17 protein-coding genes are annotated in these 14,760 nt (G+C 67.0%); 8 read left to right on the top strand and 9 right to left on the bottom strand.

Annotated features, from left to right (window positions below; all coding sequences use genetic code 11):
- Positions 1-2 precede the first annotated feature (2 nt).
- Positions 3-1,346: a hypothetical protein gene (locus tag TEF_14935; protein ID ANK81948.1), complete on the bottom strand. Its 1,344-nt coding sequence runs from the start codon at positions 1,344-1,346 to the stop codon at positions 3-5.
- Between the two features lie 183 nt (positions 1,347-1,529).
- On the opposite strand from TEF_14935, the gene TEF_14930 reads away from it, so the two are divergent.
- Positions 1,530-2,645, top strand: a complete 1,116-nt coding sequence (locus tag TEF_14930) for a DUF3066 domain-containing protein (protein ID ANK81947.1) — start codon at positions 1,530-1,532, stop codon at positions 2,643-2,645.
- Between the two features lie 12 nt (positions 2,646-2,657).
- On the opposite strand, the gene TEF_14925 is transcribed toward TEF_14930, so the two are convergent.
- A complete protein-coding gene (locus TEF_14925; protein ANK81946.1) occupies positions 2,658-3,458 on the bottom strand; it encodes a methyltransferase type 11 in 801 nt (266 codons plus the stop codon).
- Positions 3,459-3,580: 122 nt separating this feature from the next.
- Between TEF_14925 and TEF_14920 the strand changes: the two genes are divergently transcribed.
- Positions 3,581-4,567: a hypothetical protein gene (locus TEF_14920; protein ANK83508.1), complete on the top strand. Its 987-nt coding sequence runs from the start codon at positions 3,581-3,583 to the stop codon at positions 4,565-4,567.
- 22 nt (positions 4,568-4,589) lie between these two features.
- Here the strand turns inward: TEF_14920 and TEF_14915 are convergent, their stop codons facing one another.
- Entirely contained in the window at positions 4,590-5,126 is a 537-nt protein-coding gene (locus TEF_14915; protein ANK81945.1) for a protease, read from the bottom strand.
- A 215-nt stretch (positions 5,127-5,341) separates the two neighbouring features.
- Here TEF_14915 and TEF_14910 point away from each other — a divergent pair, with 215 nt between their 5' ends.
- The gene (locus TEF_14910; protein ID ANK81944.1) at positions 5,342-6,028 is read left to right on the top strand and encodes a hypothetical protein; all 687 of its coding nucleotides are present in this window, start codon (positions 5,342-5,344) and stop codon (positions 6,026-6,028) included.
- Positions 6,029-6,037: 9 nt separating this feature from the next.
- On the opposite strand, the gene TEF_14905 is transcribed toward TEF_14910, so the two are convergent.
- Together TEF_14905 and TEF_14900 are read right to left on the bottom strand one after the other, a co-directional pair.
- Positions 6,038-6,850 (bottom strand): transglutaminase, encoded by an 813-nt coding sequence (locus tag TEF_14905; protein ID ANK81943.1) that lies wholly within the window; start codon positions 6,848-6,850, stop codon positions 6,038-6,040.
- Between the two features lie 117 nt (positions 6,851-6,967).
- Positions 6,968-7,222, bottom strand: coding sequence for a hypothetical protein (locus TEF_14900; GenBank protein ID ANK81942.1), 255 nt, complete (start codon positions 7,220-7,222; stop codon positions 6,968-6,970).
- 877 nt (positions 7,223-8,099) lie between these two features.
- On the opposite strand from TEF_14900, the gene TEF_14895 reads away from it, so the two are divergent.
- The gene (locus TEF_14895) at positions 8,100-8,450 is read left to right on the top strand and encodes a hypothetical protein (GenBank protein ID ANK81941.1); all 351 of its coding nucleotides are present in this window, start codon (positions 8,100-8,102) and stop codon (positions 8,448-8,450) included.
- Here TEF_14895 and TEF_14890 read toward each other — a convergent pair.
- The gene (locus TEF_14890) at positions 8,447-8,926 is read right to left on the bottom strand and encodes a hypothetical protein (protein ID ANK81940.1); all 480 of its coding nucleotides are present in this window, start codon (positions 8,924-8,926) and stop codon (positions 8,447-8,449) included. The two genes, TEF_14895 and TEF_14890, sit on opposite strands and share 4 nt — an antisense overlap.
- Before the next feature lie 8 nt (positions 8,927-8,934).
- A complete protein-coding gene (locus TEF_14885; protein ANK81939.1) occupies positions 8,935-9,600 on the bottom strand; it encodes a short-chain dehydrogenase in 666 nt (221 codons plus the stop codon).
- A gap of 160 nt (positions 9,601-9,760) precedes the next feature.
- On the opposite strand from TEF_14885, the gene TEF_14880 reads away from it, so the two are divergent.
- Positions 9,761-10,252 carry a hypothetical protein gene (locus TEF_14880; GenBank protein ANK81938.1) on the top strand — a complete coding sequence of 164 codons (492 nt, stop codon included), beginning with the start codon at positions 9,761-9,763 and terminating at the stop codon, positions 10,250-10,252.
- Positions 10,253-10,255: 3 nt separating this feature from the next.
- On the opposite strand, the gene TEF_14875 is transcribed toward TEF_14880, so the two are convergent.
- Complete coding sequence (locus tag TEF_14875) at positions 10,256-11,272, bottom strand: hypothetical protein (protein ANK81937.1); 1,017 nt, start codon at positions 11,270-11,272, stop codon at positions 10,256-10,258.
- 152 nt (positions 11,273-11,424) lie between these two features.
- Between TEF_14875 and TEF_14870 the strand changes: the two genes are divergently transcribed.
- The 3 genes from TEF_14870 to TEF_14860 all read left to right on the top strand — a co-directional run bounded on the left by TEF_14870 (position 11,425) and on the right by TEF_14860 (position 14,167).
- The gene (locus TEF_14870) at positions 11,425-12,390 is read left to right on the top strand and encodes a hypothetical protein (GenBank protein ID ANK81936.1); all 966 of its coding nucleotides are present in this window, start codon (positions 11,425-11,427) and stop codon (positions 12,388-12,390) included.
- A gap of 94 nt (positions 12,391-12,484) precedes the next feature.
- Positions 12,485-12,799, top strand: a complete 315-nt coding sequence (locus TEF_14865) for a hypothetical protein (protein ID ANK81935.1) — start codon at positions 12,485-12,487, stop codon at positions 12,797-12,799.
- A gap of 114 nt (positions 12,800-12,913) precedes the next feature.
- On the top strand, positions 12,914-14,167 hold the full coding sequence (locus TEF_14860; protein ANK81934.1) for a sodium:proton antiporter: 1,254 nt from the start codon (positions 12,914-12,916) through the stop codon (positions 14,165-14,167).
- A 12-nt stretch (positions 14,168-14,179) separates the two neighbouring features.
- On the opposite strand, the gene TEF_14855 is transcribed toward TEF_14860, so the two are convergent.
- Positions 14,180-14,677, bottom strand: a complete 498-nt coding sequence (locus TEF_14855) for a hypothetical protein (protein ANK81933.1) — start codon at positions 14,675-14,677, stop codon at positions 14,180-14,182.
- Positions 14,678-14,760 lie beyond the last annotated feature (83 nt).

Here is a 14,760-nt window from a genome sequence, read left to right as displayed (position 1 = left end):
CCTCAGAACGGCTGGTCGCGTTCCTCGCGGACGCCGGCCAGCAGGAACAGGCCGACGATCAGGAAGACCAGGATCACCGAAACGCCGATGCGGCTCGAATCGCTGGCGTCGGTCACGCGCGCGATGGCGAAGGGGGCCAGGAAGGCCGTGACCTTGCCCGACAGCGAGAACAGGCCGAAGAACTGACCGAGCTGTCCGGGCGGGGCGAGGCGCGTGACCATCGACCGGCTGGCGGCCTGCGACGGGCCGGCGACAAGGCCGAGCAGCGCCGTAAGTCCGAGCATGACCCATTCCGCCGGGGCGGCGAACAGGCCGTCGCCGGCGACGGGGAAGGCCATCGGCACGAAGAACAGCACCCTGTCGTCGCCGATGGAGATGATTCCGAGCGTCGTCAGCACCAGCCCGCCGATCGAGAGAAAGAGGGTCCGCTTCGAGCCGATGCGGTCGTCCAGCCAGCCGCCCAGCAGGCTTCCCGGAACGCCGAAGATCAGCGTCAGAATGCCGAAAAGCCCAAGCTCCAGCGTTGTCCAGCCGAGCTGGGCCGCGACGTAGATGCCGCCGAAGGCGAAGATCGCGTTGAGGCCGTCATAATAGATCATGCGCGCGATCAGGAAGCGGAACATGTTCCGCCGCTTCGGCAGGGTGCGGATGGTCTGGCGCAGTTCGCGGAGTCCCGCGCGGATCGCGGCCAGGCGGTCGCTGACCAGCCGCGGCTGGTCCGGCGTCCAGATCAGGAACGGAATCAGGAAGACGATGAACCAGACGCCCGAGAAGGGGCCGGCCAGCCGCTCGCCGATATAGCTGCCTTCCGGGAAGCTCGGTCCCGCCATGCCGGGCAGCTGCCCGGTCACCCACAGCATGATGGGCAGGGCGATCAGGGCGCCGCCATAGCCCATGGCCCAGCCGAAGCCGGACAGCTTGCCGACCTGGTCGCCCTTGGCCAGCGACGGCAGCATGGCGTTGTTGAAGACGATGGAGAACTCCGCCCCGATGACGCCGATCACCACCAGGGCGACGATCAGCGCGATGCGGCTGTCGTCGGCGCCGGGCGTGGCGAACCAGAGCCCGAAACAGGCGGCGATGCAGACGACGCTGAATCCGACCACCCAGGGCTTGCGCGGACCTGTCGCGTCGGCCAGCGAACCCAGCACCGGCGCCATGAAGGCCATGACCAGGCCGGCGATGGTCTGGGTGTCGCCCCAGAGCGTCTGCCCGGCTGCCGCATCGCCGACCACCACGTTCACGAAATAGGGGCCGAAGATGAAGGTGAAGATGATGGTGAAGAACGGCTGGGCCGCCCAGTCGTACATGGCCCAGCCGAGCCGGGCCTTGAATCCCGCCTGCATTCGCCGCCCCTCCGTCAAGCCGCGTGACGCCCGGCAGTGAGACTAGAGGACGCGGCGGAAAGGGAAACCGGTTTTCGGCGCGGGACGCGGGAGCGGTGCGCTGCCGGGTCGAAACCTATTGACGTTAACGTAAGCGGCAGACAGTATCCGGGTCGGAAAAGTCGCTTTGGGGAGGTAGCCCGAATGTCCCGCCACATTACCCATGACCGGTCCTACGACACAGTCGACCGGGACGCCTTCTCCGTCATGATGGACGTGGAGCGCTACAATCGCCGCTCCGACGCCTTCGACGAGATCATTTCGGCCACGCACGACCATTTCTGGGATCCGCTGAACCCGGTCTACGTGGATTTCTCCCAGCCCTTCGACATCGACAACGAATACATCATGCCGCCGGAGCAGGTGCCGGAGCTTTCGGGCGCGGTCTACGACCGCCTCGACGAGGGTCAGCGCATCCGGTTGGCGAACGAATCCACGCGCTGGGGCGTCTCTTCCATCCTGCACGGCGAGCAGGGCGCGCTCAGCCTCTCGGCCAGCCTCTGCCACATCCTGGTCGATCCGGGCGCGCAGGAATACGCCTCCAACCAGGCCCGCGAGGAGGCCCGCCACGTCACCGGCTTCGCGAAGTACATCGCCCACCGCTGGGGCACCGCCTACCCGGTCGGCGACTCGCTGGGCTCGCTGATGGAAGAGCTCGTGCTGGCGCCGGAGGTGTACAAGAAGCTGGTCGGCATGCAGATGCTGATCGAGGGGCTGGCCATGGGCGCCTTCGCCAACCTTCACCGATACACCAACGACCCGGTGCTCAAGCGCCTGGTACAGCTGGTCATGACCGACGAGGCCTTCCACCACAAGTTCGGCAAGATCTGGGCGGACCGCACCATTCCGAAGCTCTCGGAAGAGGAGCACCGCATCGTCGAGGACTGGGCGGCGAAGTGCTTCGAGACCCTGCTATTCAATCTCACCAATATCCGCCAGAAGCGGGCGATCTACCCGCAGTTCGGCCTGGACTGGGAGTGGGTGCGCGACTCGGTGCGCGAGGTCTACCGGGATCGCGATTCCAAACGCCGCAACGACCTGAAGGATCCGACCAACATCATGCGCGTGCTGGTCAAGACCCTGCTCAATGCCGGAATCATCACCGACCGCACGCGGCCGCTCTACGCCAACTGGATCGACGTCGACGATCTGGAGCGCGAGGAGGGCCTGCACATCGGCGAGGCCATCGCGGCCGACGGCATCGAGTACCTGAAGGAACTCAACAAGGGCCGCAAGGTGATCGGCCAGAAGCCGATCTGAGCCGGGGCGGCTTCAGGCCGCCGGCTTTTGCCAGGTCAGGATCAGGGCGGGCATGTCGAACGCGACGCGTCCGTCCGTTCCCCTGAACGGCGCCAGTTCGCGCGCCGATTCCGCCAGCAGGCTTTCGAACTGCGCGTCGTCCAGAATGCCGCCGAGGGTCCAGACGCAGGCGCGCTCGGTCGAGACAAGCGCCTCGATGCTGTCGAAGCGCACCTGGCCCCAATGGTCCTCGATCGCGGCGCCGGAGAGGCCGGCCTCTCCGGCGATGGCGCCGAGCAGGACCCTGTCGCCCAGCGCGAAGGGCGCGCGGAAGGCGTCGCCGACCTGCCGCCCGAACAGGCGATCCAGCAGACCTGCGAAGACAGCGTAGCCCGGCGAACGGGCGACGTCGCCGCAGACGGCGACCGCAAGCCGGCCGCCCGGACGGAGCACGCGCGCCATCTCGCGGAGCGCCCGCGGCCGGTCGTCGAAGAACATCATGCCGAACTGGCTGACCACGGCATCGAAACTGCCGCTCTCGAACGGCAATGCCTCGGCCATCCCCTCATGCCATTCGACGGTGTCCGTCTTCCGCCGTGCGACCTCCAGCATTTCCGGATTGGCGTCGAGACCGGCGACCCGGCCCCTGTCGCCTGCGCGTTCGGCGCAGGCCAGGGTCAGAGCGCCCGTGCCGCAGGCGACGTCGAGCACGCGATGCCCGGCGCCGATTCCGGCAAGACCGGCGATCACGGGTCCCCACTGACCGAACAGGGCCGGCACGAATTTCTCGTCGTAGATCTCGGCGGGCGGCTTCTCGGCGACGGTAGGCGTCATGGCTGAGCTTCCCCTGCTCCGTTGCGGGGCCTAGTCTTGCGGCTGGCCCGACCGCCCCGATGTTAGGGAGCGCCATGTCCGAAGCCCATGACCAGGCGTCCTCAAGCCTTGCTCCGGCGTCCATTTCGCCGCCCGGCGCCGACCCGCTCTCCGATGTCCTGCGTTCGATCCGACTGACAGGCGCGCTGTTCTTCGTCGTCGATGCCTCGAGCCCCTGGTGCGTGGACATCCCGCGGGCGAAGTCCTTCGCCGAGATCATCCTGCCGGGCGCCCGGCAGATCATTTCCTATCACGTCGTGGTCGAGGGGCGGGGCCATGCCGGCGTGCCCGGCAGTCCTGCCGTCGAGATCGGGCCCGGCGACATCGTCGTGTTTCCCCACGGTGATCCCTACACCATGCTCAGCGAACCGGGGACGCCGCCCGAACTGGGCCCTGCGGAGACGATGGACTTCTTTCGCGACCTTGCCGCAGGGCGGCTGCCCTTCGTCATTCCGGAGGGTGGCGGGGCGCCGCCGCCGGCGAAGTTCATCTGCGGCTTTCTCGGTTGCGACCTGTCGCCGTTCAATCCGTTGCTGGCGAACCTGCCCCGGCTTCTGCACATACGCCGAAGCGCCGCCGGCGAAGCCGATCTGCTCGACCGCCTGATCGAACTGACGCTCGAGGAATCCCGGCGCGAGCGGGCCGGGGGCGCCAGTATCCGTCTCGGCCTGAGCGAATTGATGTTCGTGGAAGCGCTTCGCCGCCATCTGTCGGCCACGGATGGGGGCGGGTGCGGCTGGCTGTCAGGGCTCGCCGATCCTGGCGTCGGGCGCGCGCTCTCCCTGATCCATGCCGATCCCGCCCGCGGCTGGACGCTGGCCGCTCTGGCGCAGGAAGCCGGCCTGTCGCGCAGCGTGCTGGCCGCCCGTTTTGCCGCCACGGTGGGGGAGACACCGATGCACTATCTTGCGCTGTGGCGGATGCACGTGGCCGGCCGATATCTGCGCGACGGCGTCAAGGTGGCTGCTGTCGCGCGTGAGGTGGGTTATGCGTCGGAGGCGGCGTTCAGCCGCGCCTTCAAGAAGGCCAGTGGACTTTCCCCCGCCGCCTGGCGCGCCGCCGAACGGTGACGCGGCGGCGAATGAGACCCGGCTAGGCAGCCTGGAACAGACGGACCGTCTCCCTGCAGAAGGCCGGCAGGTCGCCGGGATTGCGGCTGGTGACGAAATTGCCGTCGACCACGACCTCCTGGTCGACCCATTCCGCCCCGGCGTTGGCCAGATCGTTCTTCAGCGACGGCCAGGAGGTCATCTTCCGGCCCTTCGCCGCGCCGGCCTCGATCAGTGTCCAGGGACCGTGGCAGATCGCGGCCACCGGCTTCTCCGCCTCGACGAAGCTCTGCACGAAGGCGACTGCCTTGTCCTTGATGCGCAGCGCGTCCGGATTGATCACACCGCCGGGCAGCAACAGGGCGTCGTAGTCGGCCCCGTCCGTCTCGGCCAGGGTGGCGTCGACCTCGAACTTGCTGCCCCAGTCGGTCTTCTGCCAGCTGGTTACCTTGCCGTCGTGCGGCGCGACGATAACCGTCTCCATGCCGGCGTCCTGCAAGGCCTCACGGGGCTCGCACAGTTCCACTTCCTCGAATCCGTCGGTGACCAGGATGGCCACCCGCTTGCTGTTCTCGGCCATGTCTCGCGTCCTCTACTCTGCGATTGGCGTTGCGGGCCGTTCGATGCGGCCTGCGGCTGAAATCGCGATCTGGGAACGGTGTGCGCCCCGGACAACGGGCCGGCCGCGGGACTGTGTCCCTTGGCCGCGCCGGCCTGCGCGGCGGCGGTTTCCCGGGGCCCGCCGCTTCGTTAGGATGATCGCTCGATCAGCGGGGCAAGTCGGGGAGGACGGCCATGACCCTTGCCGAACAACAGGCATTCCGCGCCGAGTTCCGGCATACGATACCGGCAGGCTACAGCGGCGTCCGCCACGGCCTGACGGCGCTGGGGATCGGTCTGGCTTTCATCGCGCTGTTCCTGTGGGCACTCGACGCGCCGCTGGCCTGGACCGACCTCGCCATGATCGCCGTCGGGATCGTGGGCTGGAACTTCGTCGAATGGTGGGTGCACGCCAGGGTGCTGCACCAGCCGCGGAAGAACCGCATCGCGCGGGCGCTCTACCAGCGCCACACCCATACGCATCACCGCTTCTTCACCCGGGAACTGGCGCGCTACGAGGGGACGCGGGACCTGAAGATCGTGTTCTTTCCCGTCTTCGCGCTGCCGGCGACCCTGCTGCTGTCGACGCCTGTGGCGGGGCTGGCCTGGCTTGCGATCTCCGCCAACGCCGCGCTCCTGCTTCTGGCGACGGTGGCGGCGATGTACATCCTGTTCGAGGTCATGCACTTCTGCGCCCACATGCCTGACAACGCCTTCGTCCGGCACGCGCCGCTGATCGCCATGATGCGCCGTCACCACATCGCACACCATGAACCGTCGCGAATGATGCGCGCGAACATGAACTTCACCTTTCCGCTCTTCGACTGGCTGTTCGGCGCCGTGGACACCGGGCCTGCGCCGGCGGAACAGCCGGCGGAATAGCGCATCCGTTCAGTTGGCGGCGTCGTCGACGGGATAGGTCCAGACACGGAAGCTCTGAAGCGTGTTGGGGCCGAAGGTCAGGCTGATGGGCACGTCCGTGGCGTCCCGGCCGCGGGCGATGAGAATGCGGCCATAGCGTGGCGTATTGTTGCGCGGATCGAAGATACGCCAACCGCCGTTGAGCCAGACTTCCAGCCAGGCGGCGAAATCCGGTTCGGTCGGCTCGAAGCCGATATCGCTGAGATAGCCGGTGCAGTAGCGCGCCGGGATGTTCAGGCAGCGCAGGAAGGCGATCGCCAGGTGGGTGTAGTCCCGGCAGACGCCGAAACGCTCGTTGAAGACGTCCAGGGCGGTCATCGTGGGCCGCGCCCGGAAATAGTCGAACGTGATGTGGTTATGCACATAGTCGCAGATCGCCTGGACGCGCTGCCAGCCAGGCGGCGTATGACCGAAAAGATCCCATGCGGCTTCCATCAGCCGGTCGGTTTCGCAATAGCGGCTGCCGAGCAGGAAGGTCAGCACCTCGGCGGGCAGTTCCTCCACCGGGTGTTGGGCGGCCGAGTACAGCGCCGGATCGGGTTGGCCGGAATCCCGGATCAACGCGTCGGCGGTGACCGTCGTCGGACCGGCCGGGGCGACGATCCGCGTGCACCAGTTGCCGAAGCCGTCGCGATAGGCGTCCATCGGAACCGATGGACTCACGATCATGTGGTCCGGGCGGACGAAATCCGAAACGCGTGAAAAATGAGTGTGCAGCAGCAGCAGCATTGGCGTCGGCTGCGGGCAATCATGAACGATCTCGTAGCCGATCCTGATGAGCATCGCCGGTCCTTCCCTGTGTGTTTTGTTGAACATCGGAAGGAGGAAGGCGGGCTTCCGCCTCAATGCATGGTCGGCGACAATCTGGCGGGACGCTCCGGCCGCGTCCCGGTGGCGCGTCTATTCGCCCGGCGTTCCAGACGCCTTCGCCTTGGGCCGGGCGGTCTTCTTGGCGCTCTTGGCGGCTTTGGCGGCGGTAGCGGCCGCCTTTTCCTCGATCTCGGCTTCCTCTTTCGCCAGACGGAGCAGGCGCAGCTTCTCGGTCTTGGCGAGACGCGACTGGCGCTCCTTCTCCTTGTCGCGGATGAACTGCTTGTCCTTCTTGCGGTCCGCCTCACGGCGCGCATCGGCGGCGGTCATCGCGGGCTTCTTCATCAAGGTTTCCCAATCTGCGAGGGGAGGGGAGCGGCGCGGACCGATCCCAAAAGCAATGACGGGGGCGCTGTCGCCAGCACCCCCGCACATGCACGGTGGCCGAACCATGATCCGGATCTAGATGAGTCCGGACCCCGGCCGACCGCGAGTTCAGTCGACGATCGTGAGGTTCTCCGCGGAGGATTTGCCCTGCCGTCCGGTGACGAGTTCGTACTCGACCTTCTGGCCCTCGTCGAGCGTGCTGAGACCGGCGCGTTCAACGGCCGAGATGTGGACGAAGGCGTCTTTCGAGCCGTCGTCAGGAGCGATGAATCCGAACCCCTTGGTCGAATTGAACCACTTAACGGTGCCTACGGTTATTGTCTTTCTCCAGAACAGTTCGCGGCGTCGGGCGTTACTCGATGCAATGCCGTCTCGTGCCGCTTTTTTCGCTTCGCAGGCAGATTGCGTCGAATGACCCGGATACTTCTTCGAAGCCCGCGCCTGACAATTTGCCTGCAGCCACGAATATAGCCATAGGGCGGGGGAAATTCAATCATGGATTTCGACAGTGACCGAGGAGGCACTGGAAGCGGTTTTCCGGGAACGCCAGCCTGGCCTGCCGCATCGGTCCCGCGGTGGAAATGCTCTGCGGCACTGGGTGAAACGGCCGGCAAGGCCGGTCCGCCCCCCGCGAATTGCCTCGGGAACTTGTGCCCTCGATGGAAAGCGCGGTGTCATCTTATCCGAGAGATATGAAAAAGGCTTCGAAACAGGTTCGATATCGGGAAAAAACAAGATGTGAAATCAAAATAAAAAAATCCATCATGGCGGATTTTTGATTTATCATGTACACGTAGTTTGAAGTTACAGCAGCTCAAATTTAAGGAATACTTACATGAATACCCCCGTATGGACCAAACCAGCCCTTTTCGGCGCGGCCGGTGGCGCAGCGCTTCTCGCCCTGGTCGGCTTTGCCTGGGCCGGTTGGGAGACAGGCGGTTCCGCCGAGCAGATGGCAGCGCAGCGCGCCCACGCCGAGGTGGTGGCCGCGCTGGTGCCCTTTTGTGTACAGAACGCGGGTGCGGACCCGCAGCGGGTCGCGGTGCTGACCCGGATGAAGGAGGCGCCGACCTATTCCCGTGCCGAGATGCTGATGGAGAGCGGCTGGGCGACGATGCCCGGCGACGAACGGCCGGACCGCAGTCTCGCCAATGCCTGCCTGGACCGGCTGGCCACCGAATTCTAGGGACCGTCGTCGCGCGGGCCGGACAGTTTCCGCACGGCCTGCACCACCCGCTCCAGCCGGTCGAGGAAGCGCGAGCGGTCCGCCCTGGCGAACGGGCGGCCGCCGCCGCCGGTCCAGAGGGGATTGGCCGCGCGGATGTCAGCCATCAGGTTCCGCGCCGCGAGCTGGGCGCCGATGTTGTCGGGCGTGAAGGCGTCGCCGTTGTGGCGGATGGCCATCGCGCCCCGCTCCAGGCAGCGGCCGGCCAGCGGTATGTCGCCTGTAATGCAGATGTCGCCCGGTCCGGCGCGCTCGGCGATCCAGTCGTCGGCGGCGTCGGCGCCCTCGGCGACGATTACCGTCTGCACCAGCGGATCGCGGCTGGGTCTGAGGCCGCCATTGGAAACGACGTAGACCTCCAGCCCGTGCCGCGCGGCCACGCGCTCGACCTCCTGTCTGACGGGGCAGGCGTCGGCGTCGACGAAGATGCGGGTCATGACACGCCTCAGGTCGCCCAGCCGCCGGCCAGGGGGATGACCTGGCCGACCATGTGGTTGCATCGTTCGCTGGCGAGGTAGGCGGCGAGTTCTGCGGTTTCCTCGGCCGCGCCCACGCGGTTGGTCGGCACGTTGCGTTTGACGTGCTCGAGGAACTTCGCGTTGTCCAGAATGTCGTCCGGATAATAAGTGTCGTTATTGATGTAGTTCTGCGCGATGGCGTTGGCCTGGATGTTCTCGCGCGCCAGTTCGAGCCCCAGGGCCTTGATGAAGCCGTTCTGCGCGCCGCGCGCGGCGCAGTATGCGGCGTTGTTGGGGATGCCCCGCAGCGGCGCCGCGCTGGTCACGGCGATGATCCGGCCCGACCGCCGCTCCCGCATCTGTGGAACCACCGCGCGGACCACATACATCAGCGGATCGACCATGGATTCGAACAGCCTCCGCCAGTCCGCATTGTCGATCGCCTCGACCGGCCCGGTCATCGGCGGCTCGGCCAGGTTGGCGACCAGGATGTCGATCCGGCCTGCCTCCGCGACCAGCGCCTCGCATTCGGCCTGGCTCTTCATGGGCTCGCCGCCCCGGATCACGTCAATACCGAGCTCCTCGAACCTGCGGGCGATCGCCGGGCCCATATAGCGCTCGGCGCAGGTGACGAGGGCGGTTCGCTTGGTCATGGTTCGGTTCCCGGAAGACGGATCCTGGCGCAAAGGCGGTGTCGACCGCCCGAAGCTAGATGAAGGCGCGCCGGGATGGAACCGCCGCGCGCCCTGCCGGTTGGAACCGGAGGCCGCACCAGCCATAGTGCGGGAAACCATGCCAACGAGGAGCGAAACCATGAGCGAGAAGCGTTGGAACGTCTATCTGTCGGGCGAAATCCACAGCGACTGGCGCGAGCGGATCGAGAGCGGCATTGCCGAGGCCGGCCTGCCGGTCGATCTGAGCGCGCCCATCACCGTCCACGAGGACTCCGACGATTGCGGCGTCGCGATCTTCGGGGCCGAACCGGACAAGTTCTGGCACGACCGCAAGGGCGCGCAGCTCAACGCCATGCGCACACAGACGCTCATCCGGGAGGCGGACCTTGTCGTCGTCCGCTTCGGGGAGAAGTACAAGCAGTGGAATGCCGCCTTCGACGCCGGTTTTGCGGCCGCGGTGGGCATTCCCTACATCACCCTGCATCCGGAACAGCACGATCATGCGCTGAAGGAAGTCGACGGCGCGGCCAATGCCGTCGCCCGGGAGCCCGAGCAGGTGGTGCAGGCGCTGGCCTACATCATCCGCGGGCAGATGCCGCGCGCCATGGCCGGCGCCCAGGCGGCGGAGTAGCGCTCAGCCCGCCGCCGCCTTGAGGCGGGGGGCGACGTCGCGCACGAACCGCTCCAGATGCGGGTTCATCCGGGCGGCGGTCATGCCCGGCGGCACGCCCCAGGTCACCAGATCCGTGATGCCGTACTCGGCGATGAAGGCGGACAGATCGGCGACGCAGTGATCGACGTCGCCGACCACCCAGCTCTGAGGGATGCGGTCGACATCCCGGCTGGTGGCGAGACCGTCGCCGGACTCCCGGTTGAAGCGCAGATAGACCTCCATGCGGTACCGCTCGGCCTGTTTCACCGCGGGCCAGTCGCGCTCCGGATCGTCGGTGACGAGACAGGACCGGATGATGCCGACGCGGCGGCTGTCGGGATCGTGGCCGGCGGCGCGCATGTCCTCGCGCCAGGGATCGAGAACCTCTGCCCGCGGTCCCTGGGGCAGCAGGTTGGCGCCGAAGCGGGCGGCGCGCCGCGCCCCGGGCTCCGACATGGCGGCGATCCAGATGGGCGGGCCGCCTTCCTGGACATAGCCGGGCCGGATCTCGACATCCTCGAACTGGTATCGCTTGCCGGCGAAGCTGAACTTCTCGCCGGAGAAGCATCGCTGCAGCACCTCGATCCCTTCCTCGGTGCGGGAAACGCGCTGCTTCACCGGAATGCCGAAGCCACGGAACTCGTGCGGCGCATAGCCCATGCCGATGCCGATCTCGATCCGGCCGTTCGAAAGGTTGTCGATCACGGCCAGGTCCTCGGCCAGCCTGACGGGGTTCTGGAACGGCATCAGGCAGATGTCCGACGAGAAGCGGACATGTTTCGTCCGCGCGGCCATGGCCGCGGCGACCGGCGTCCATGACGGCAGGTAGCCGTCCTCCAGGAAGTGGTGCTCGGTGAACCAGACCAGGTCCAGCCCAAGGCCATCGAGCCAGGCGACCTGGTCCAGGATTGTGCCGTAGAGCTCGGTGTTGGCGATGCCGGAATCCGGCGGATTGCGGAAGTCGTAGGCGACGCCGATCCGAAGCGGCGGTCGGGCCATGGTTTCTCTCCCCGTCTGTCTCTCTCCCGCAGGCGATCCTGACCGCATTCGCCCGCCGCGGCCAGAGGGCGCGGCGTTGACGATTTGTTAACCTGTCCGGGTTCTGCTGGCGGCATGAGCCGAGAAGTCTCTAACGCGCCGAACCGGTCGGCATGATCGCCGGACTGTCATCGACGCCTTCGGCGACGGTCGCGAACTCGACTGCTCGCTCGAGCCGCGAGGCGTCCCCGCAGGCCGTGCGTCCGGTGGCCGAAGCCCGCGCCGAGTACCGGGGCCGCGGCAACGGATTCGCCGAGGCCCGCGGCGGCTTCACCGTTGCCGGCGGGACGCTGGTGGCGGCCCAGGAAGAAGGCAGCCGCTCCCGCAAGCCGGCCGAAGAACCGACGGTTGAGCCCCGATCGGGCGCGCATTCGGAACTCGGCCAGGAAGCGAAGAAGGAAGTCCGCGACCTGCAGGCCCGGGACCGTGAGGTCCGCGCCCATGAACAGGCGCACGCCCGCGCCGGCGGCCGCTACGCCAGCGCGCCGGAATACGAATTCGAACGCGGTCCGGACGGGCGCAGCTACGCCACCGGCGGCCATGTCTCCATTTCGACCAGTCCGGTGCCCGGCGACCCGCAAGCGACCGTCGACAAGATGGATATCGTCCGCAAGGCGGCGCTGGCTCCGGCCGAGCCGTCGGGGCAGGACCGCCGCGTCGCTGCTGACGCCACGGCCAAGCGCAATGCGGCCCGGGCCGAGATCGCCGCCCGGACGGCCGAGGAGGCCGGAGCGCGCTTCGACGAGGGCGGCGAGGTGAAGGCGCCGGAGCCCCGCGAAGCTGCCGAAATCCCGACTGGCGAGGCGGCGGCCACGGCCGGATCTCAGTCAGCCGGCGATGTCATCGGCGCCGAGGCCCGCAACGAACGGGACGATGGCGCCGTGCCGGATGGGACGCAGACGGTGGACGACGGCAAGCCGCGCGCCGAAGGTTTCATGGCGGCCTTGGCCCAGGGGATCGACCGCATCGCCGGCATCGCGACGGGCGGCATGACCCGTCTGGATGCGCAAGCCGTGCCGGCCGCGGCAGCAGAGGCCGCCGCGCCCGTCAGGCGGACGGGCGTCGATATCCGGGTCTGACAGGCGTTGGCGCCGGCTTGAACGGCACGCCCTCTGCCCCAACCTCTTCCACAAGGGTAGCGTCCCTTGGCTCACGCGTTGATGGAGGCAAGCCATGGCCTACTGGATCAATACGGACGAGGCGCGCATTCAACCGAATGTCGACGGAATCGCCGATCAGGCGCGGAAGCGCAAACGGTCGGTTGCCTCGCTTGTTCGTCATGTCCGCCCGCCCCACGGCGATGAGGAGCAGATGAGCAGGGCCTTCCGCGAGCGTGCCCGGAACCCGGGCGGTCCGCAGCGCGACGCCGAACCCTTCCTCGAACTGGCGCGGCGGCGGGACGACATCTTCGAAACCGCGACCTATGCGCCAGGCCGCCAGTTGCCCTCGGGGAGCGCATCGACGGTGGCGAAGCGCCGAAAGGACTGACCGGACCCGACGCGAGCCGCCTGCGCGCGGCTTGAAGCGTAGACGCGGCGCGGTCAGAGTGTCGGCGGGATCCGGTGACGGGCCCCGCCATCACCGCGTCCGGAGGCCCGCCAGGTGAATTTCTTCGAGATCGCCGCCATTCTGGTCTGTCTGGCGGCAGGCTTCGGCGTCCTCAACCAGTTTTCCCTGCGCCTGCCCAACACGATCGGCCTGGTCGTCATCGGCCTCGTCGCGTCCCTGATCCTGATCGGCCTCGACGCCGTGATACCGGGTTTTTCTCTCGACGACAGGGTGCGCAAGGAACTGTTCGGCATCGATTTCGCCGACACCCTGCTGGAGGGCATGCTCGGCTTCCTGCTGTTCGCCGGTGCGTTGCATGTCGACTTCGATGCGCTGCGCAAGGAGAAGTGGGCGGTCGCTTCCATGGCGACCATCGGCGTGCTCACCTCTGCGGCGCTGGTGGCGACGGGGTTCCATTTTCTCGCCGGGGTTCCCTTCATCATCGCGCTGGTCTTCGGCGCCCTGATTTCGCCGACCGATCCGGTCGCCGTGCTCGGCCTGTTGAAGCGCATCAAGGTGCCGCATTCGCTGGAGACCAAGATCGCGGCGGAAAGCCTGTTCAACGACGGGGTGGCCTATGTGCTCTTCCTGATCGTCACGGCGCTGGCCTTCGGCGGCCATGAGTCCCCGCTCGGCGCGATGGATGTGGCGCGGCTCTTCGTGGTTGAGGTCGGTGGCGGCGCGGTCCTGGGCGGCGTGGCGGGCTGGCTCGTCTTCCAGGCGATGCGGCGCATGGACGACTATGCGCTGGAGGTGTTGCTCACCCTCGCTCTGGTGATGGGAACCTACGCTCTGGCGATCCGCCTGCACGTCAGTGGCCCCATCGCCGTTGTCGTCGCCGGCCTGCTGATCGGCCACAGCGGCGTCCGCTACGGCATGAGCGAGAATACCCGCGAACATGTCGAAGCCTTCTGGCGGATGATCGACGAGATTCTGAACGCGGTGCTGTTCCTGCTGGTGGGCCTGGAGGTACTGGCGGTCGCCTTCCACACCGAAGACATCCTGCTGGGCCTCGTCTGTATCCCTCTTGTCATCGCGGCCCGTTTCCTGGCGGTGGGGCTGCCGGTCACGGTCCTGCGCCTGCGCCGCACGTTCACCACGGGTGCGATTCCCATGCTCACCTGGGGCGGGCTGCGCGGCGGCATCTCCGTGGCGCTGGTGCTTTCGCTGCCCGACGAGAGCGAATACAAGCCGCTGCTGCTGACGGTGACCTACGTGATCGTCATCTTCTCGATCATCGTCCAGGGCCTGACGATGGAGAACGTGATCCGCTATTTCCTCGCCAGGAAGAACCCCGAGCCCGAATGAGGCGCCGCCGCCTCAGGGCTTCTGGAACTCCTGGAACTCCAGGATCGTGCGATCGGGATCGTAGCAGCAGAACACCTTCTGGCGCGAACCGCCCATGGCGAGCATCGTCGGCGCGGTGAAGCATTCCGCGCCGGCGGCCGCGGCGGCCTGGTAGGCCCCGTCACAGTCCTTCACCCGGAAGCAGAGCCGCGCCATACCCATCTGGGTCATGTGCGCGGGCGCCCCGCTGCTCTTCGGCTCGATCCACTCGATCAGGTCGAGGATCGTCGCGCGCGGATCGTCGCCGAGGCGCAGGAAAGCCGCCCGCATCCGCGAGCCCGGATCCACGCCCAGGATCTCCGCCAGATTGGGCGTTCTCTCGCCAATGGTCGGGTCGCGGCCGCCCGCCGGCTCATCCATGCTGAAATCGTTGATCACCTTGAACCCGAGCGCCTTGTAGAAGGCAACGGAACGATCAAGATCGCTGCAGTTCACGTTGATATGGAACATCTGCAGGTTGTTCCGGTCCATCGGCAGTGTCATCCGCGTCTCCCCCTTGCGGCTCCCTCTCCTCCGTCCGCAGCCTATCGACGAGCGGGCCGGTGGCCAACAAC

The organism is Rhizobiales bacterium NRL2 (assembly GCA_001664005.1).
GTDB lineage: Bacteria > Pseudomonadota > Alphaproteobacteria > Minwuiales > Minwuiaceae > Minwuia.
This window is presented reverse-complemented; position numbering and strand designations above follow the sequence as displayed.